Annotated in this window: 20 protein-coding genes; 2 read left to right on the top strand and 18 right to left on the bottom strand. The window is 60.1% G+C overall.

The features are described from left to right. Positions 1–288 precede the first annotated feature (288 nt). The 17 genes from ACQK2G_RS02800 to cysE form a co-directional block, all read right to left on the bottom strand. Positions 289–1,302 carry an NAD(P)H-dependent flavin oxidoreductase gene (locus ACQK2G_RS02800; protein WP_425403497.1) on the bottom strand — a complete coding sequence of 338 codons (1,014 nt, stop codon included), beginning with the start codon at positions 1,300–1,302 and terminating at the stop codon, positions 289–291. A 20-nt stretch (positions 1,303–1,322) separates the two neighbouring features. Beyond that, positions 1,323–2,870 (bottom strand): class I adenylate-forming enzyme family protein, encoded by a 1,548-nt coding sequence (locus ACQK2G_RS02795; protein WP_425403496.1) that lies wholly within the window; start codon positions 2,868–2,870, stop codon positions 1,323–1,325. 132 nt (positions 2,871–3,002) lie between these two features. Then, entirely contained in the window at positions 3,003–3,704 is a 702-nt protein-coding gene (locus tag ACQK2G_RS02790; protein WP_425403495.1) for a class II aldolase/adducin family protein, read from the bottom strand. Position 3,705: 1 nt separating this feature from the next. Continuing rightward, positions 3,706–4,056, bottom strand: a complete 351-nt coding sequence (locus tag ACQK2G_RS02785) for an Hpt domain-containing protein (RefSeq protein WP_425403494.1) — start codon at positions 4,054–4,056, stop codon at positions 3,706–3,708. 106 nt (positions 4,057–4,162) lie between these two features. Continuing rightward, positions 4,163–4,510, bottom strand: coding sequence for a HesB/IscA family protein (locus tag ACQK2G_RS02780; protein WP_425403493.1), 348 nt, complete (start codon positions 4,508–4,510; stop codon positions 4,163–4,165). Positions 4,511–4,601: 91 nt separating this feature from the next. Then, entirely contained in the window at positions 4,602–5,012 is a 411-nt protein-coding gene (locus tag ACQK2G_RS02775) for an iron-sulfur cluster assembly protein (protein WP_425403492.1), read from the bottom strand. 37 nt (positions 5,013–5,049) lie between these two features. Further along, positions 5,050–6,297: a cysteine desulfurase gene (locus ACQK2G_RS02770; RefSeq protein ID WP_425403491.1), complete on the bottom strand. Its 1,248-nt coding sequence runs from the start codon at positions 6,295–6,297 to the stop codon at positions 5,050–5,052. Then, the gene (gene sufD / locus ACQK2G_RS02765) at positions 6,294–7,634 is read right to left on the bottom strand and encodes a Fe-S cluster assembly protein SufD (protein ID WP_425403490.1); all 1,341 of its coding nucleotides are present in this window, start codon (positions 7,632–7,634) and stop codon (positions 6,294–6,296) included. Before sufD ends, ACQK2G_RS02770 begins: the two co-directional genes overlap by 4 nt. Before the next feature lie 3 nt (positions 7,635–7,637). Beyond that, complete coding sequence (gene sufC / locus ACQK2G_RS02760; protein WP_425407605.1) at positions 7,638–8,387, bottom strand: Fe-S cluster assembly ATPase SufC; 750 nt, start codon at positions 8,385–8,387, stop codon at positions 7,638–7,640. A gap of 74 nt (positions 8,388–8,461) precedes the next feature. Continuing rightward, positions 8,462–9,934: a Fe-S cluster assembly protein SufB gene (gene sufB, locus ACQK2G_RS02755; RefSeq protein ID WP_425403489.1), complete on the bottom strand. Its 1,473-nt coding sequence runs from the start codon at positions 9,932–9,934 to the stop codon at positions 8,462–8,464. 5 nt (positions 9,935–9,939) lie between these two features. Further along, a complete protein-coding gene (locus tag ACQK2G_RS02750; RefSeq protein WP_425403488.1) occupies positions 9,940–10,419 on the bottom strand; it encodes an SUF system Fe-S cluster assembly regulator in 480 nt (159 codons plus the stop codon). 165 nt (positions 10,420–10,584) lie between these two features. Then, complete coding sequence (locus ACQK2G_RS02745; RefSeq protein ID WP_425403487.1) at positions 10,585–11,043, bottom strand: hypothetical protein; 459 nt, start codon at positions 11,041–11,043, stop codon at positions 10,585–10,587. A gap of 159 nt (positions 11,044–11,202) precedes the next feature. Beyond that, on the bottom strand, positions 11,203–12,561 hold the full coding sequence (gene gdhA, locus ACQK2G_RS02740) for an NADP-specific glutamate dehydrogenase (protein ID WP_425403486.1): 1,359 nt from the start codon (positions 12,559–12,561) through the stop codon (positions 11,203–11,205). Between the two features lie 291 nt (positions 12,562–12,852). After that, entirely contained in the window at positions 12,853–13,164 is a 312-nt protein-coding gene (locus tag ACQK2G_RS02735; RefSeq protein WP_425403485.1) for a 2Fe-2S iron-sulfur cluster-binding protein, read from the bottom strand. A 98-nt stretch (positions 13,165–13,262) separates the two neighbouring features. Then, positions 13,263–14,381, bottom strand: a complete 1,119-nt coding sequence (locus tag ACQK2G_RS02730) for a cysteine desulfurase family protein (protein ID WP_425403484.1) — start codon at positions 14,379–14,381, stop codon at positions 13,263–13,265. Between the two features lie 95 nt (positions 14,382–14,476). Then, on the bottom strand, positions 14,477–14,938 hold the full coding sequence (locus ACQK2G_RS02725; RefSeq protein ID WP_425403483.1) for an Rrf2 family transcriptional regulator: 462 nt from the start codon (positions 14,936–14,938) through the stop codon (positions 14,477–14,479). A gap of 207 nt (positions 14,939–15,145) precedes the next feature. Further along, a complete protein-coding gene (cysE, locus tag ACQK2G_RS02720; protein WP_425403482.1) occupies positions 15,146–15,910 on the bottom strand; it encodes a serine O-acetyltransferase in 765 nt (254 codons plus the stop codon). Between the two features lie 429 nt (positions 15,911–16,339). On the opposite strand from cysE, the gene ACQK2G_RS02715 reads away from it, so the two are divergent. Then, on the top strand, positions 16,340–17,005 hold the full coding sequence (locus tag ACQK2G_RS02715) for an alpha/beta hydrolase (protein WP_425403481.1): 666 nt from the start codon (positions 16,340–16,342) through the stop codon (positions 17,003–17,005). On the opposite strand, the gene ACQK2G_RS02710 is transcribed toward ACQK2G_RS02715, so the two are convergent. Further along, the gene (locus tag ACQK2G_RS02710) at positions 16,990–18,108 is read right to left on the bottom strand and encodes an anhydro-N-acetylmuramic acid kinase (protein WP_425403480.1); all 1,119 of its coding nucleotides are present in this window, start codon (positions 18,106–18,108) and stop codon (positions 16,990–16,992) included. The two genes, ACQK2G_RS02715 and ACQK2G_RS02710, sit on opposite strands and share 16 nt — an antisense overlap. A 122-nt stretch (positions 18,109–18,230) precedes the next feature. On the opposite strand from ACQK2G_RS02710, the gene tyrS reads away from it, so the two are divergent. Next, complete coding sequence (tyrS, locus tag ACQK2G_RS02705) at positions 18,231–19,484, top strand: tyrosine--tRNA ligase (protein ID WP_425403479.1); 1,254 nt, start codon at positions 18,231–18,233, stop codon at positions 19,482–19,484. The last annotated feature ends 26 nt before the right edge of the window (positions 19,485–19,510 follow it).

Raw genomic sequence — 19,510 nt, 5'->3', positions numbered from 1 at the left:
GAATGCCCGAATTTCCAAGAAAGGCGGCGGTTTCTTTCATGCGTCCATGACCTAGAGCCCTTTCCGCTCAAAGGGCATTGCTGAGACGGGACTGGCGGATTTCTGGACGGGAATCAGGCGCGCCGCGACGCCGGTCTGCCGGACGCGGTGGCTGACACGATTCGGAAGAGCGCCAACCTTGCCTTTCGTTTACGTTGCTGCCGATCCGCCTTGCATCACTTGCGCCCCCACACCTAACGCACGATCTTCCAAATTGATCCAGGTGATGCGATATGCGCAGGATATGTTCTAGGCGACGCGCCCCGCCGCCGCGGCCGGGAAGCGCAGCGCGTCGAGGCGCTCTGCCGCTGCCTTCGCTTCGGCCAGGATATCCGCGAAAATCCCCGCGACCGGCTTTACCTCCGTCGCGAAGACGGCGGACTGGCCAAGGGAGAGCACCCCCTTGTTCCAATCGCCGCTGGTATAGGCTTCCTTTTGATGGATGCCGGCAACATAGGGTCTGTATTCCTCGTAATCGGTAACGCCTTCGTTCTCCAGCTTGGAGACCGACCGCGCATCCTCGTTGTCGAAGGCGCGGTATGTGTTGCGGAACGAAGACATGATCAACCGCGTGTCCCGTTCACTCGCCTCGACCACCTTGTCCTTGTAGGCGCGATGAGCCCAGATCTCCTCCGAGACGGTCATACGGGATCCCATGACCACCGCGTCCGCTCCCATGGCCAGCGCGGCTGTCACCTGGCTGCCATGACCGATTCCGCCGCCCACGATATAGGGGATCGTCAGGCTCTGCGCCGCCGCGGCGGTCTGTACCATGGTTCCGACAAGGTCCAGACCGGGATGCCCCCCGCATTCGGCCCCGACGATGGTGATGGCATCGACGCCCAGGGTTTCCGCCTTCTTCGCGTGTTTGATGGAGGCGACCTTGTGATTGATGATGACGCCCGCCGACTTCAAGTCGCCGAGGAATTCCTGCGGCGGCATGCCCGCCGTCTCGACGAGATCGACCCCTTCGGCGAGCATGATGTCCACATGTTTGTGCAGCATCTCGTTGGAGCCCGGCTGCATCGACAGATACAGGTTCACCCCGAACCGCTTGCCGCCGGTCAGCTCCCGGCATTTCTGCAACTCAGCCCGAAAGGCCTCCGGGTCCGGAAAGGTCTTCGCCGTGATGAAGCCCATGCCCCCCGCATTGACGCTGGCGGCGACATAATTCGCATCCGAAAGCCACATCAGGCCACCGCACAACAGGGGGTGTTCTATCCCGAACAGGTCGGTGATCCGGGTCTTGAACAATTGGGACATCAATCTCTCCTCGTTCCGGCTTAACCGGCTTGCGCCCGGTTCTGCGCTTCTTCGCGCAGCGAGTTCTTCAATATCTTTCCCGCCGGCGTAACCGGCAGATTGTCGCTGAAAATGTATTCCGACGGGCGTTTGTAGGGGGCGAGGCTTGCCTCGGCATGGGCGCGCAGTTCGTCCACCGATATCGTCCGGCCGGCTACCGGTTGAACAAAGGCGACAACTTCCTCGTTGCCGTCGACCGCACGCCCGACGACGGCCGACAAAGCCACGTTCGGGTGGCTGTTCAGTGCCGTCTCCACATCGATGGGATAAACGTTGAATCCTGACCGTATGATCAATTCCTTTAACCGGCCGGCAATATAGAAAAAGCCGTCGGCTGTGCGTCTGGCGAAATCGCCGGTGCGGTACCAGCCATCGGGCAGCAGCACTTTCGCTGTTTCTTCCGGATTGTGGTAATAGCCCTTCATATTGCCTGGGCTTCTAACCCAGAACTCGCCGATCTCTCCGTCCGGCATGTCCTGCAGCGTATTCGGATCGACAATCCGGGCTTCCACCGACTTGAACAGAACGCCCACGCTGTCGTCGTCCGCCGGATTATCGCCGGTCGTCGCGCAGACCCCGGCGGTCGTCTCCGTTAGACCGTAGCCGTTCTTCAGCTGAATTTTCCACATTGCTTCGATGCGCTGCTTGATCGACAGATCCAGCGGAGCGCCGCCCGCCGAGGCATAACGTATCCGTGGTGGTATCAAGGGTTTGCCGCGTAACGTGGCGAGTTCCAGGAAATGCGCGTACATCGCGGGCACGCCCTGGAAGATCGTGACGCCGTCGTTTTCCAGCAGATCGGCCATTTCCTGTGCGTTGAAACGAGAGCGCAGGATCAGTTCCCCCGCGCCATACACCGTCCCGACAAAGACCGAGGACAGACCGAAGACGTGGGAGATCGGTAAGACACCCAGGGTCTTCTCGCCAGGCTTTGTACCGCGCAGTTCGGAAGATCGCTGCGCCGTAAAGATAAGGTTGCCATGCGTCAGCATGACGCCTTTCGGCTGCCCGGTCGTGCCCGATGTGTAGAGCAGGACCGCGACCGCATCGGCACCCTCCGGCTCGTTCGTTTCGGGAACGGCATCAACTGCAGGGGTCGCCTGAATACCGGCAACCGAGCCGAGGTCGATTACCGCCGCACCATCGGCCTGTGCCATCGCCGCGGCCGGTTCGGAAATGCCTGTCGTATAAAACCGCGCCCTGGGTCCGCAATGCCCCGCGATCCGGTCGATTTCCGCCTTGGCGATCCGGGCGTTGACGATCACCGACCAGGCGCCGATACGGCTGACCGCGAAAATCAGCACACAAAGCGCGGCGCAGTTTTCATTCACAATCAGGACCCTGTCACCAGGGCGGATGCCGTGGGCCCGCAGGGCTTTTTCCGCCGCATCCACCGCCTGCTTCAGGCTATGACCCGTGAGGACATGATCCAATGCGCGGATGATGACGCCGTCACCCGCCAATTCAGGCAATCGATCCGCCAATTCGTGAATTCTGCGGAACGCGCGCCACGCATCCAAGTCAGCCATACCCCACCCTGAACCTAGTCAGCCATTTTTCTAACCGGGCTTCGATTACCCGCTGGGCGCATCTTGTTGGCGTTCCCGTGACGGGGCAAGCGGCAATGCCGGAAATTCAGCCTATTCAGCCGGTCATGGCGGTCAACCGCGCCGGACCGGGGCCTCGCCGGCAGCTTGTTCCTTGGCGAGGGCTTCCTCGTCCTGTTTTCCGTAAGTCGAGAATTTTTCGAGCACGCGGACCATCTCCGCGTCGTCCAGAATTGCAGGCTCACCCGCCTCGCAGGCCAGGAAATATTGCTGACACAGGGCCTCGACCTCGCCGGCGAGCCACAATGCCTTCGCCAGGGTTGGCCCGAAACTGATCGTACCGTGATTTGCCAGCAGGCAGGCTTTCCGCCCTTCCAGCGCCCGCAGCATGTTGGCGGACAGTTCCTTGGTGCCGAAAGTGGCATATTCCGCGCAACGCAGGGAGGTCCCCCCGGCAACCGCGATCATGTAGTGGAAAGGCGGGATATCCTTGCGCAGACAGGAAAGCGCGGTCGCATGGGTTGAATGGGTATGGACGATGGCCTGGGCCTCGGGCCGGTCGCGGTAGATGTCCAGATGCATGCGCCATTCTGAAGACGGACGCCAGTCGCCGAAATAGCCGCCGTCCAGATCCATTTCCACGACCTGGTCCGGAGTCATCGTGTCGTAGGTAACCCCGGAAGCGGTAACGAAAAACCCCTTCCCGCCGCGGACGCTGACATTACCGGATGTGCCCTGATTGATCCCGCTGGCGTTCATTGCCAGGCAGGTCTCAATAACCGATTTCCGAAGCTTGATATTGCTGAGGCGCGTCATTTCACGTTTGCCGATCAAGATAGGAACGGACGGTTTCAAGCTCTTCCCTGAACGTCTCCTGCAACGCAGCGGCAAGGTCGGAGAGATCCCCGGCATCGCCGCCGGATCTGGCCTTGTCCTCCAGCGTGTCAGCCAGATCCGCGGATCTATTCAGGCTCAACGCCCCGCAGGAGGACTTCAAGGAATGAGCAGCCTCGGCGACGGCGAGACCGTCAGCCGCTCGCATTCCGTCCTGGATTTCCTGCAACAGCCGTGGCCCCAAATTGTCCATTTCCGCCACGGCATAACGAGCGCCGTCCACCCCGGCAATTTCCAGAAGCTCCGAGAATGCTGTATTTTGCTCAATCCGCAATACGCGCCCCTGTGGCCCTTAACACATGCGGGGATGTTAGGGGAAATAGGGAACGGATGGCTAGAGGAAGAAACGCTTTCGCGCCAAATGAAGTCGGCGGTCGGGATCAGGAAACGCTGAAGCTTTCGCCGCAACCGCAACGCGCGGTCTCATTCGGGTTGGCAAAGGTAAAGCCGGAGGAAAACTTGCTTTCCTCATAGTCCATTTCCGCACCGATCAGGAACATGACCGCCGCAGGGTCGATGAAGACCTTCACGCCCTTGTCCTCGACCACTTCTTCGAACTGCTTCTTGTCCTTGGCGTATTCGACCACATAGGAAAGGCCCGAGCAGCCCTTGTTCGCAACGGCAACGCGCAGGCCCAGGACATCCTGCCCGCCTTTGTCGACCAACGCCTTGACGCGCTGCGCGGCAGCGTCCGTCAGGGTCAGAATTGGTGTACCGGTACCGAACATTTCAAATCTCCATCATCCTCAAGGCGGTAATGTGGGTCCGCCAATCCCGTCCGCAAGCGCCGCGCCGAAAGAAATCTCCCGAAAGACGTCCTTAAAAGAAATCCAGGGCCATCTTGGCGTCGTCGGACATCTGATCCGGCGTCCAGGGCGGCGTCCAGGTCAGCGTCACCACAACCTCGCCGACACCTTCCACACCGGCCAGCGCCTGCGCCACCTGCCCCGGCATCTCACCGGCCACCGGACAGGCGGGCGCCGTGAGCGTCATGGTAACATCCACGTCCCCATTATCCTGCATCGTACATTCATAGATCAGGCCGAGGTCATAGATATTCACCGGAATTTCCGGATCATGCACGGTCCTCAGCGCCGCCTCCAATTCCTCCGGCTTGGCTTTCTCCACGCCGTCGGGCAGCGGGTATCCGGCCCGCGCCTGCATGCCTTCCTCGGCGGCCTGCATGCCTTCGCCGCCGAACATGTCGTATCCTGGATAAGGGCTGTACATCGTATCTGGTCCCGTCAGATATGGTTTCGGCCGAATGTCAGCCGAAAATCCGTTTCACTTTCTCGAGCGCGTTGGCGAGCGTGTCGACCTCCGCCCGCGTGTTGTACATGCCGAAACTGGCGCGCGTCGTTCCCGTAACGCCGAAACGGTGCATCAGCGGTTCGGCGCAATGATGGCCCGCGCGCACGCAGACGCCTTCGCGGTCGACGATCGTCGCGATGTCATGCGGATGGGCATCCCCCATGGTGAAGGAGATCACCGCCGTCTTATGCGCCGCGGTGCCATAGATCTTCAGGCCGTCTATCGCAGACAGACGCTGTGTCGCGTATTGCAGCAGGTCCGCTTCATGCGCAGCGATTCCATCCAGCCCGACGCCGGTGACGTAATCCACCGCCGCGCCGAGCCCGATCGCCTGCACGATCGGCGGCGTGCCGGCCTCGAATTTCGCGGGCAGTTCCGCCCAGGTCGAGCCTTCATAGGCGACCGTCGAGATCATGTCCCCGCCGCCCATGAAGGGCGGCATCGCATCCAGCACGTCCTCCTTGCCGTAGAGCACGCCGATGCCGGACGGACCGTAGAGTTTGTGGCCGGTGAATACATAGAAGTCGCAATCGATCTCCTGTACGTCGACCGGCATGTGCATGACCGCCTGGCTGCCGTCCAACAACACCTTGGCCCCCACCTGATGTGCGGCCTGTATGATTTCCTTCACCGGCGTCACGCTGCCCAAGACGTTCGAAACATGGGTGATCGCAACCAGCTTGGTCTTTTCGGTCAGCAACTCACGGAAAGCATCCATACGCAGCTCACCGTCATCGGTGATCGGCGCAACCTTCAGCACGATGCCTTTCATGTCCCGCAGCAACTGCCACGGTACGATGTTGGAGTGATGCTCCATGTCGGAGATGATGACCTCATCCCCTTCCATCAGGCAGCCGCGCCCAAAGCTGTAGGCAACCAGGTTGATCGCGGCCGTGGTATTGCCGGCGAAAACGACGTTCCGCTCGGACGGCGCATTCAGGAAGGCACGAATTTTCTCCCGCGCCGCTTCATAGGCCGCGGTAACGTTTTCGCTGAAGGCATAGGCCCCGCGGTGAACGTTGGCGTATTCATTCTCATAATGCCAGCGAACAAGGTCGATGACCTGCCGCGGCTTTTGCGCCGACGCGCCACTGTCCAGGAAACACAAGGGCTTGCCGTGAACTTCCGTCGACAGGATCGGAAAATCGGCGCGAACCGCGTCGATATCGAAGGTGGGCTTCACCGCCCCTGCTGCTGCGCTCATGCCAATCCTCCTTCGAACAAAGGCTGCAGACGCGCGGTCAAGAGACCCTGCAATGCATCCCGTACGGTCACTTTCTGAACTTCGTCCACCGCTTCCATCAAGAAGGCCTGAACCAGCATCGCGCGCGCCGTCGCCGCGTCGATCCCGCGGGCCCGAAGATAGAACAGCTGCTGATCATCCAGCGCCCCGATCGTCGCACCGTGGCTGCAGCGGACGTCGTCCGCATAGATTTCAAGCTCGGGCTTGGAATCCGCTTCCGCCTTGTCGGACAGCAGAAGCGACTTGTTCAACTGATGCCCGTCCGTGTTCTGCGCATCGGGCCGAACCAGAATCTTGCCCTGGAACACGCCGCGCGACGTTTCGGCCAATACGCCCTTGAAGACTTCGCGGCTGGTGCTGTTCGGCTTTGCATGATCGATGAAGGTGGTATTGTCGACATGCGACGCGCCATATCCCAGATAGGCGCCGTTCAGCCGGCCTTCGACGCGTTCCCCGTCCAGCGTCAGCCGAACGTCGTTGCGCATCGTTCCCTTGCCCAGGCTGAGCGTAAATCCATCGTAAATCGATTTGTCGCCGCAATGGATCGCCGTTGTGGAAATGTCGAAAGACTCCGCCGCTTGATCCTGAAGCTTGTAATGGCCCAACCGCGCAGACGGCGCGAGGTTCACCTCGACAACTGTGTTGGAGAGGGTCGGCGCGGAGTCCAGACCGATATGGGATTCGACGATCGTCGCCTCAGCAGCCTCTCCCAACTGAATCAAAATCCGCGGATGGAATGCGGTCGGCGCCGCCGCCGAATAACCGACGGAAATGATATGCAGCGGTTTATCGAGCGCCTTGCCCTCGTCCACGCGCACGAGGACGCCGTCGTCCAGATGCGCCGTATTGAGCGCCGCCATCGGCGCCGTGTTGATCGGAACAAGCGATGCGAGGATATCTGAGACGGCCGTGTCGGACATGGCTTCCGGCATCGGCAGAACGCGGACGCCCTTCGGCAAGCCGGCCAGATCGGAAAGGACCGGGTCGAACCGACCGTTCAGCAGGACGACCGTATAGGCATCCAATGCCGGGATCGCGGCTTGAACCTGTGCGAAATCCGCCCCATCGGCTGACGGCCCTGACCAGTCGACCTTCCGCATGGCGTTCAGACTGGTGTATTTCCAGGCTTCCGTCTTCTGCGTCGGCAGGCCCGACGCGGTTACCGCGCGCCGACCCTCGGCCCGGAGATCCGCCAAGGGACCGCGATCCGCAACCTCGGCACCCCCTCCGCCCGGCGCGGCGTCCAGCAGCCGCCCGAGTGCCGGCTCAAGCTTCTGTAGTTCCTTCGATACGGACATGGATCAGGCCGCCGCTTCCAGGATATGCGCGTAGCCGCGCTCCTCCAGTTCCAGGGCGAGCGATTTGTCGCCCGATTTGATGATCTTGCCATTGGCCAGGACGTGAACCTTGTCGGGGACCACATAGTCCAACAGGCGCTGATAGTGTGTGATCACCAGCATCGCGCGTTCCGGACTGCGCAAAGCGTTCACGCCTTCGGAGACGATCTTCAAGGCATCAATGTCGAGACCGCTGTCGGTTTCGTCCAGGATGGCGAGTTTCGGTTCCAGAACCGCCATCTGCAGCGTTTCGTTCCGCTTCTTCTCGCCGCCGGAGAAGCCCACATTGACCGGGCGCTTCAACATGTCGTCCGGCATGTTCAGATCCTTGGCCTTGCCGCGGACGAACTTCACGAATTCCATCGCATCGTATTCCGGCTCGCCACGATACTTGCGCTTGGCGTTCACCGCATGACGCAGGAAGGTCGTCCCGGCCACACCGGGGATCTCGACCGGATACTGGAAGGCCAGGAACACGCCTTCGCAAGCCCGTTCTTCCGGCTCAAGATCCAGCAGATTCTTGCCGTCATAGATTACTTCACCGCCCGTAACCTCATAGCCATCCCGTCCGGCAAGCACGTAGGACAACGTGCTTTTACCGGAACCGTTCGGTCCCATGATCGCATGGACCTCACCCGGTTCGATGATCAAATCGATCCCTTTCAGGATCGGCTTCCCATCCACCTCGGCATGCAGGTCACGAATTTCCAACAAGGCCATCGTCGCTTACTCCTTCCACGTCGCGTATCCCCCCGTCCCGGGGACGGCCCGGACTCTCGCCCGGCCCGTTATCCGACGCTGCCTTCCAAACTGATACCGATTAGTTTCTGTGCCTCCACGGCAAACTCCATGGGCAGGGTCTGCATCACTTCCTTGCAGAACCCGTTCACGATCAGGCCGACCGCGTCTTCCCCGCTCATTCCTCGTGACAGGCAATAGAACAGTTGATCCTCGCTGATCTTCGAGGTCGTCGCTTCGTGCTCAACCTTCGCGGACGGGTTCCTGCTCTCGATATAGGGCACAGTATGGGCACCGCAGGTATCCCCGATCAACAAGCTGTCGCATTGGGTAAAGTTACGCGCACCCTCCGCCTTCGGCATGATCCGAACCAGCCCCCGATAGGTCTGGTCGGCCCGGCCCGCCGAGATCCCTTTGGAGATGATCTTGGAGGTGGTGTTCTTGCCGATATGGATCATCTTCGTCCCGGTATCGGCTTGCTGCGCATTATTGGTAATGGCGACCGAATAGAATTCGCCCACCGAATTGTCACCCTGCAGGATGCAGCTGGGATATTTCCAGGTCACCGCCGAACCGGTTTCCACCTGGGTCCAGGAGATCTTCGAATTCCGCCCACGGCAGGCGCCGCGCTTGGTGACGAAATTGTAGATCCCGCCCTTGCCGTCCTCGTCACCGGGATACCAGTTCTGCACCGTCGAGTATTTGATCTCGGCGTCGTCGAGCGCAATTAGTTCCACGACCGCCGCGTGCAGCTGGTTCTCGTCGCGTTGCGGCGCCGTACAGCCTTCGAGATAGCTGACATAGGAATTGTCGTCGGCGATGATCAGCGTCCGTTCGAACTGCCCCGTATTTTCCGCGTTGATGCGGAAATAGGTCGACAGTTCCATCGGGCAGCGTACGCCCTTCGGGATATAGACGAAGCTGCCGTCGGTGAAGACCGCACTGTTCAAGCACGCATGCTTGTTATCGGAATAAGGTACGACGGAACCGAGATACTTCCGGACCAGATCCGGATGCGTCTTCACGGCTTCGGAAATCGAGCAGAAAATGACGCCGTGTTTTTCCAGTTCCTTTTTGAAAGTGGTGGCGACCGACACACTGTCGAAGACAGCATCGACCGCTACTTTCGGGGCACCCTCCACACCGGCAAGCACTTCCTGCTCCCGCAGCGGAATCCCCAGCTTCTCATAGGTTTCCAACAGCTTGGGATCGACCTCGTCCAGGCTCTTTGGCTTATCGGTCGATTTCGGCGCCGCGTAGTAATAGGCATCCTGATAGTCGATCTCCGGGAAGGCGACCTTCTGCCACGACGGTTCCGGCATTTCCTGCCAGGCCTTGAACGCACGCAACCGCCATTCGAGCAGCCATTCCGGCTCCCCCTTCTTGGCGGAAATCATACGCACGATATCCTCGTTCACGCCCTTGGGCGCGAGTTCCATCTCGATATCGGTGGAGAAACCGTATTTGTACTTGTCGGTACCGAGTTCACGGACCTGCTGAACGGTTTCCTTCGTCGCTACCATGGGACCTACTCCAAATCACCGATTGCCGGTGCGGACTTCTGCCCGCCGACCGGTGGCATGTCTATAAAATTGGGAACGCTCTCGACGGAGAGAATTTCGGCCAAACTGACGGATTCGAACGCTGTTTGGACAGCCGTATTCAACCGGTCCCACCGCCCCCGCATCGGGCAGCAGGTCTCTACCGAACAATCGCCCGTCGCCTCATCGACACAAGCGGTCAGGGCCACCGGCCCGTCGATCGCCGAGATGATTTCCGCCACGGATACTTCCGTCGCCGCGCGGTCCAGCACATAGCCGCCCTGGGTGCCGCGCCGGGACTCGATGACCTCGCTCCGCGCCAGAAGTTTCAGCACTTTGGCAACGGTCGGCTGGGGAAGCGCGGTCGCCTCGGCCAAGTCCAACGCGGTCATGACATGACCTGAGCGCCCAGCCATCTGGCTGAGCACCACCACCGCGTAATCCGTGAGCCGGCTCAATCTGAGCATCGCCGTTTCCAATGTGCCTCGATTTAAATAGGACTAATTTGGTCCCATAGTTAAGGACAATATTAGTCCTATTTAGCTTCATGACAAGCACCGAGGCGTAAAAACGGTCCCGCCGAACCGATTTTTCAGGCGTTTCGGAACCGGGCGAAACCCGATTTCGCACCTCTAGCCGGACGGCAAAGGCGCGAGGTTGCGAAGACCTTCCGCATCGCCCGGGATGAAGCCGCTGAAGATGTACCAGCAGATATTCTCATCCTCCGGGCAGAGCTGGACCACGCCATTCTTCACGAAGACCTTCGAACAGGCGAAATCGAGGGGGCGCAGATATTCCTCACACAGCCTGTCACGGGAAACCATCCAGTGTCGATCCAGCCTGAATCCGCCGCGGTCGCTGCTACGCACCCCGTCCGGCCCAAAATAATAGACCGTTTCATTATCGTCCCGGCCATAAGTCAGATGCACGGTGCGGTCGGTCAGGAGCATCCGGATTTCTTCACTGTCCATCCGGCGGAAGCCGTCCATTTCCAACGTAAGTTCGCTTGTCGCGTCCAGGGCACGAACAGGCGCGACGAGCACCATGACGGTCGCGACAGCGAGAAAAGTGACAAGAGTGACGTATTTCATGCGGCCGCCCCCGATGGTTCCCGTACTCCGACAGTGTCCGGGTCAGCCTAACCGACATGCAAGGCCAAAATATGAAAACCGGGCCTGGAACACAGTCCAGGCCGGGCTTTCGCTACCCATTCAGCCGTGCCCGCATCAAGCGGTCACGGATTTTGAGGTTTAGATCACGCCATAGGCGAGCATCGCGTCGGCGACCTTCACGAAACCGGCGATATTGGCACCGGCGACATAGTCGGTATCGCCATCCTTGCCCTTGCCTTCGCCGTATTTGTGGCAGCTGTCATGGATGCCCTTCATGATGTTCTGCAGCAGATCCTGCAGTTCGTTTTCCTTCCAGGAAATACGCGCCGAGTTCTGGCTCATTTCCAGACCGGAAACCGCGACGCCGCCGGCATTTGCCGCCTTCGCCGGGCCGAACAGGACACCGGCCGCCTGGAACGCATGCATGCCGTCGATCTCCGTCGGCATGTTGGCACCCTCGGCGAGCCCGCGGATGCCGTTCTTGATCAACTCGTGCGCATCGGACGCGTTGATTTCGTTCTGCGTCGCGCAGGGCAGCGCGAAATCGCAGGAGACGCTCCACGGGCGTTTGCCATCGTGGTAGGTCGCATTGGTGAAGTGGTCCGCATATTCGGAAATACGACCGCGGCGAACATTCTTCAGATCTTTGATCCAATTGACCTTTTCTTCATTGATCCCGTCCGGATCATGAATGAAGCCGGCGGAATCCGACAACGTCAGTACCTTTCCGCCCAATTGGTTGACCTTTTCCGCGGCATGGGTCGCAACGTTCCCGGAACCGGAGATGCAGACATTGGCGCCGGACATATCCACGCCCTTCTGATCCAGCATGTTCTGCAGGAAGTAGACCGCGCCATAGCCGGTGGCCTCCGTCCGGATCAGCGAACCGCCGAATTCCAACCCTTTGCCCGTCAGCACGCCTTCGAACCGGTTGGTCAGCTGTTTGTAGGCGCCGAACATATACCCGATTTCGCGCGAACCGACACCAATATCGCCGGCCGGTACGTCCGTGTCCGGACCGATATGGCGGAACAGCTCATGCATGAAGGACTGGCAGAAGCGCATCACCTCGCGGTCGGACTTGCCTTTCGGGTTGAAGTTGGCGCCGCCCTTGCCCCCGCCCATCGGCAGGCCGGTCAGCGAGTTCTTGAACTGCTGTTCGAAGCCGAGGAATTTCAGAACGCTCTGCGTCACCGTCGGGTGGAAGCGGCAGCCGCCCTTGTACGGGCCGATCGCGTTGTTGAACTGAACGCGGAAGCCGCGGTTCACACGGATATTACCCTCATCATCTTCCCAGCAAACACGGAAGGAAATCGTACGATCCGGCTCGGTCATACGCTCCAGGATCTGCATCTTCTCGTAGACCGGGTTGGCAACGATATAAGGCATCAAGGTCGATGCAACTTCATAGACGGCCTGATGGAATTCCGGTTCCCCGGGATTCCGCTTTTTCAGACCTTCCATAAAGTCATTAACTCTCTGCTCTACTTCTGACATGGAAATCTCCTTCCCCAACAGCACGCCCGTCTTCGGGCTGAATGTTCTTTTGTAACGGCTACAAGCCCCGGATCGATGTGATCCTGGTCATAATTCTTGTTTTGAGACGTAACCGGAAGGGCATGCCCAAGGGCCTTGCCGCCGGAAACGGAACGACAAGGGAAAGCCTAGCAGTCTTTTCGTGTAGGGTACAATGACACCTTTACCCGAGATGTCATTTTCCAGAATTCGGGTGATCGGCCTAAACGCCGGAAAGGGCAGAAGAATCCGTAACCAGGGGCAAGGAGGAGCTTATTCTTCAGGCAGCCGTACCCGCAGTCCGTCGATCGCTGCGCTGACGCGGATCTGACAGGTCAGGCGCGAGGTTCGGGTCAGTCCAAAGGCGAGGTCGAGCATGTCTTCCTCTTCCTCGCTGGGCGGGTCGAGTTTCTCGTACCAATCGGGATCGACCACCATATGGCATGTGGCGCAGGCGAGAGACCCCTCGCAGGCGGCCTCGATATCGACATCGTTGTCGATGGCGACTTCCATGACCGAGAGACCGTCTCGGGCCTCTACAACCTTTTCGCTGCCGTCACGATTTACAAAAGTAATTTTCGCCATGTTCGCCCGTCACATTGTCCAAAATACGCTCACGGGCAGGGTTTTTGTTCTCTGAGGCCCAGACTGTAAAGAAAAAACCGGCTCAGCCTGCAGATGAACTAACCGCCGATCCGGGAAGCCATGCGCTGATAGGCCTGGAGGAAAGCATCAACATCGCCGTCCGCGCTATTCCAGCCGAAACTGACTCGGATGGCCGACCCGGATATCTCGTCGCCGAGCCCCATTTCACTGAGGACGTGACTACGCTTGATCTTGCCCGAGGAACAGGCCGCCCCGGCGCTGACCGCAATGCCTTCGAGATCCATGGCCATGACCTGCGTTTCCGCCGGCACGCCGGGAAGCGCGACACAGCACACATGCCCGACCCTGGGGCTGTTGGCCGCAACAATGACGGCGGCCGGCACGATTGCGCGCAGTTCGGTTTCCAAACGGTCCCGCAACGCCTTCGCCTTCGCTGTGTTTTCCGCATAAGACGGCGCAGAGGCGCAGACCGCCCCCATTCCAGCAATACCTGACACATTCTCCGTACCGGAGCGCTTTCCGCGTTCCTGTCCACCGCCCCGGAGTATGGCGTTCAAATCAACGCCCGGCCCGGTGATGACCGCCCCGGCACCCCGCGGGCCGCCCATCTTATGGGCTGAGATCGTCACGATATCGATGCCGCGCTCGAGCATGTCGATCGGCATATGTCCCGCGGCCTGGACCGCATCGCAATGCACCTTGGCGCCGGCCGCATGCGCGACGGAAACAACTTCGTCGATCGGTTGGATGACGCCGGTTTCGTTGTTGACCGCCATCACGGAAATCAGGCAATTGCGCCAATCCCGGTCCGCCAGCATTCGCTGCAAGAATGCGATATCGACAACCCCGTCCGGCCTTACCGGCACGTGTTCCGCGTCGTTGACGGCTTCCAGCACCGAGGGATGCTCGGTCACGTTGACGATGATGCGGCGGGGCTCTCCTTCCGGGACGAAACCGCGGATCGCCAAATTATTGGCTTCCGTCGCGCCGCTGGTGAAAATGACGTCCTGGGCCTGCCCCCCGACCAGAATGGCCACGTCCTGCCGGGCGCGTTCGATGATCGCCCGCGCTTCCCTGCCCGATTGGTGAACGGAAGACGGATTGCCGCTGATGCCGAGTGCGGCGGCGGTCACGTCGCGCGCCTCCGGCTTGAGCGGAGCACTTGCATTGTAATCTAGGTAAATCGCGTTGGGCATGAACGGTCTTCTAGACCAAGTCACCCGGATAGGGAACAGTTTGAAACGCGATCGTCTGGCTCCCGGACCATTTCCCGGGCGCAGGATCGGACAGCCTATTCGGCGGCCGCGCGCCGTTCGGCCCAGGCCTCGTCATTTGCACCGGCGATATTGCCATTCAAGACGTCGGCGACGGTGACGGAACTGAGATATTCAAAGATCTGAAGGCTGAGGCCTTCCCACAAATGATGGGTGATGCAGCGGGTCTTGTTGTTCATGCAGCCTTCCGGAGAGGTCGGCGAGCAGCGCGTGGCGCGGATCGGCTCATCCACCGCCACGACGATATCGGAAATACGCAACTGGTCGGCCGGACGGGCCAGCATATACCCGCCGCCGGGCCCGCGTACGCTGCGCACCGCGCCGCCCTTTCTGAGCTTCGCGAACAGTTGCTCCAGATACGACAGGGATATCTCCTGGCGCCGCGCAATATCCGCCAATGCGACGGGGCGATCCGCCCCCATATTCGCCAAGTCGACCAGCGCCATCACCGCATAGCGGCCTTTGGTACTCAAGCGCACGGGTTCGATCTCCCATGAATGTGGTCCCGTTCAGGGACTAATTTGACCTATTCTGCGAGTAGACCTAGATCGCGAAAGGATCAAGTCCAGTGCAGGTAAAAACAAGATGATCTTCACGAAAGACGAAGTGAAGCCACGTAAAAGAAAAAGCCGACATCGCTGCCGGCCTCGATCTTTCGGGACATAATGTCCCGTGAAAACAAGACGTTACTGCTTGGATTCCGGTAAACGGTAATTCATCTCTTCCGCCGTGCCGGCGGGCCCAGGGGAGGTTGCCCGGCTCTCGGCCTCTTCCAGCCGCCCTTCCAGCACCTGAACCTGGTTACGCAGCACGGTTACTTCCTGCATCAGGCCTTCCAGGGCACGCGCGACCGGGTCCGGCAATTCGCCGAGCGGCGTGCCGTAAGGCGAGAAAACTGTTTCCTGATCTCTCTGACGCGCTACCACCTTGGCCGGAATACCGACGACCGTCACGCCATGCGCCACATCCTTGACCACGACCGAGTTCGCGCCGACGCGTGCACAGCGGCCAACCGTGATCGGCCCCAGAATCTGCGCGCCACAACCGACGATGACATCGTCCTCCAGGGTCGGATGCCGTTTCATGCTGCGCTGCTTGTCGGAATCCTCAGCCGGAGAAACGCCACCCAGGGTGACATCCTGATACAGAGTAACGTTATCACCGATCTCGGCCGTCTCGCCGATAACGACGCCCATGCCGTGGTCGATGAAGAACTTCTTGCCGATCTTGGCGCCGGGATGAATTTCGATGCCCGTCAGCCAGCGTGCGGTCTGGCAGATCATCCGCGGCAGCAGATGCCAGCCGCGGCGCCACAACGGATGCGCGACCCGGTAGGCCATGATCGCATGGAAAGCGGGGTAACAAAGCACAACTTCCAGCCGCGAACGCGCGGCCGGATCGCGTGCGATCATGCCATCGATCTCGTCAAGTATCGTGCGTATTAGAGACATCTCTGCCCTCACCCGCTGCCGTTTTTATCCGTGCCCTTTTCGGCGAACGCTTCGCCTAACCGAGCATCACTGTGCCGGTCAAGGAATTCCCGGTCATTATTAACTCACAGGAAGATATAATACGTCATATACCACAATCAATCGCGACGCAGGAAAAAATCAATTCGACATTGGTCGCATTGGACGTTTGTTTTCTTCGAACTTTGGCCTGCAAAGAAGCGAACATGAATGATCGGGTATTGCAGAGTTGCCCTGGAACCCCCAAAAAAGAGTTGCCAAATACGTAACGTGCATCCGACTGAGGGTTCGCGTCCTGGTGGGAGGCCCTTTCCCAATCGGATGTGCGCCCTCTTTGCATGAACAACGCTATTCGGACGTCGCCAGGCCCTTTCGGGCCATTGCATCATCGTGGACTAGGAATGGAAGCGTATGCCTGAAGTCATCATCAACGGACCGGAAGGACGTCTTGAGGGCCGTTACACGCACGGGGCGGAACCTGACGCGCCGATCGCGCTTTTCCTTCATCCCCACCCGCAACACGGCGGCACGATGAACAATCGTGTGGTCTACACGATGTATAATACATTCGCTGAGCGGGGCTTTTCCTGCCTGCGGTTCAACTTCCGCGGTGTCGGGCGCAGCCAGGGCGTCTTCGCGAAAGGCGAAGGCGAGCTGTCCGATGCCGCATCCGCGCTGGACTGGCTGCAAAGCTTCAACGAAAACGCCAAGCAATGCTGGATTGCCGGTTTCTCCTTCGGGGCATGGATCGGCATGCAGCTGCTGATGCGCCGCCCGGAAATCACCAGTTTCATCTCGGTCGCGCCGCCGGCCAATATCTACGACTTCACTTTCCTTGCGCCCTGCCCGTCCTCGGGCCTGGTCATTCACGGATCGGAAGACACGATCGTTCCGCCGGAATCAGTCACCAAGCTGGTCCAGAAGATCAATTCCCAAAAGACCATCACGGTGACGGAAAAGATCCTCGAAGGGGCGAACCATTTCTTCTCGAACCAGTTGGACGAGATCGCCGAACTGACCGACTCCTATCTGGACGAGAACGGCGCCGGGCATCCCAGAGGTCAGGCGGCGGACTGACCGTCACCCGCCCCCAGAGGAGCCGCGTCGGGACTGCAGAGAACACCGCCGCAAATCGGCTTCGGCACCGCCGTGGTCGAGGGGAAACTGGTCGGCAGACCGCGCAGGTGACGAACCGCCAGAAACGCAAAGGCCTGCGCTTCCAGCGCATCACCGTCATATCCGGCCTCTTCGATCGGCAGCACGGGTACACCGAGCCGCTTTGCCAAACCGTCCATCAGCGTCCGGTTCTTGCGCCCGCCGCCCGTCACATGAACCGAAAGCGGCGGTTTTGGATAGGGCGACCTTGCCACTGATTCCACGGTGAAAGCCGCCAGGGTCGCCGCGCCGTCCTCCACGGACAGGCCCGCGACGGCTTCTGCCGAAAAGTCATTCCGGTCGAGGGATTTCGGCGGCGGCCGATCGAAATAAGGATGCGCCATCAGACCCGCCAGCACGTCTCTGTCCACCCGGCCGGCGGCGGCGATCGCGCCGCCCTCGTCGAACTGAATCCCGGCCTTCTTCGCCAACCAATCGTCGATCAGCGCATTTCCCGGTCCCGTGTCGAACGCAACCGGTTCAGCGCCCTCATCCAGCCAGGTCACGTTTCCGACCCCGCCAAGGTTCAGGACCACCGCCGGCATTCTGCGCCCCGCCATGATGGCGCGGTGATAGGCCGGCGCGAAAGGAGCTCCCTCACCGCCCGCCGCGACATCGGCGGAGCGGAAATCGTACACGACGGCGATGCCGGTTTCACGAGCCAGCAAATTTCCGTCGCCGATCTGCCAGGTGAAACGGTTGGCCGGATCATGCGTGATCGTCTGGCCGTGGAAGCCGATAACCGCGACCCGGGAGGCCGTCATGGACGCCTTCGCCAGCAAGGCGCGCACGGCGGCCGCGTGGCGCAAGGTCAATTCCCGTTCAACCGCGTCGACCTCTCCGGAACGTCGGCGCCCCCCCAGGATAGACCGCACCCGCGCCCGGAACTTCTCGTCATAGGGCTCCATCAGCGACGGTCCGACCTCTGCGACAGTCTTGCCATCCGTCTTGATCAGAGCCGCGTCCACGCCGTCCATGCTGGTGCCGCTCATCAGTCCCAGCGCCCAAACGGGTCCATTCGACATTCACCACTCCCTGCGTTGCCGCCTTCGCAGGGGCATGCTAAACCGCGCCGCCGTGCATTCCAATTCGCACGAAAACCCAGCAAACCCCACATATCGAAAACAGTCTGCCGAGTACCCGACCCATGACGAACCCGAAATCAGATTTCCTGCGCGTCGTTACCGAGCGCGGCTTCGTCCATCAATGCACCGACGCCGAAGGCCTCGATGCGGAAGCGCTGAAGGGTCCGGTCCCAGCTTATATCGGCTTCGACGCCACCGCGTCGTCCCTGCATGCGGGCAGCCTTCTTCCGATCATGCTGCTGCGCTGGCTGCAGAAGACCGGCAACAAGCCGATCGTCCTGATGGGCGGCGGCACGACCCGTGTCGGCGACCCGAGCGGCAAGGACGAAAGCCGCAAACTGCTGACCGATGAGCAGATCGCCGAGAACATCGCCGGCATCAAACGCGTCTTTTCGAAGTTCCTGACCTTCGGCGACGGACCGACCGATGCGATCATGGTCAACAATGACGATTGGCTGCGCGAGCTGAACTACATCGATTTCCTGCGCGATATCGGGCGTCATTTCACCATCAACCGCATGCTGTCCTTCGATTCCGTGAAGCTGCGGCTGGACCGCGAACAGCCGCTGACGTTCCTGGAATTCAACTACATGATCCTGCAGGCCTACGACTTCATGGAGTTGAACAAGCGTATCGGCTGCAAGATGCAGATGGGCGGATCCGACCAATGGGGCAATATCGTCAACGGGATAGAGTTGACCCGCCGCGTTTCCGGGAATGAGGTATTCGGCCTGACGGTACCGCTTCTGACCACGTCCGGCGGCGCCAAGATGGGCAAGACCGCCGCCGGCGCGATCTGGCTGGATGGAGATCTGTTGTCGCCTTACGACTACTGGCAGTTCTGGCGCAATACGGACGATGCGGATGTCGGGCGTTTCCTGCGTCTGTTCACCGATCTTGATATTGCGGAGATTGCCAAGCTCAAAGCCCTGGAAGGCGCGGAGATCAACGAAGCTAAAAAGGTCCTGGCGCATGAAGCGACCAGCCTGCTGCACGGTGTCGAGGCGGCGGAAGCCGCCGCCGAGACCGCGCGGAAGACCTTCGTCGAAGGACAGATCGGCAGCGATTTGCCGACGGTCGAGATCGCCCGCGCGGACCTTGAGGCCGGGATCGGCATTCTCGACATTCTGACCCGCACCGGCATGACCGCCAGCAATGGCGAAGCTCGGAGACTGATCAAGAACGGCGGCGCACGCCTGAATGACGAGAAGGTCTCCAGCGACAGTCTCACGGTCAGCCTGGCCGATATTCGCGACGAAGGCGTCATCAAGCTGTCTTCAGGGAAGAAGCGCCACACCCTGGTCCGTCCCGCCTAGGAAGGACCGTTTCAGCAAGATCCCGG

Origin of the sequence: Hwanghaeella sp. (assembly GCF_965227365.1) — a bacterium.
Lineage (GTDB): Bacteria > Pseudomonadota > Alphaproteobacteria > UBA8366 > Aestuariispiraceae > Hwanghaeella.
This window is presented reverse-complemented; position numbering and strand designations above follow the sequence as displayed.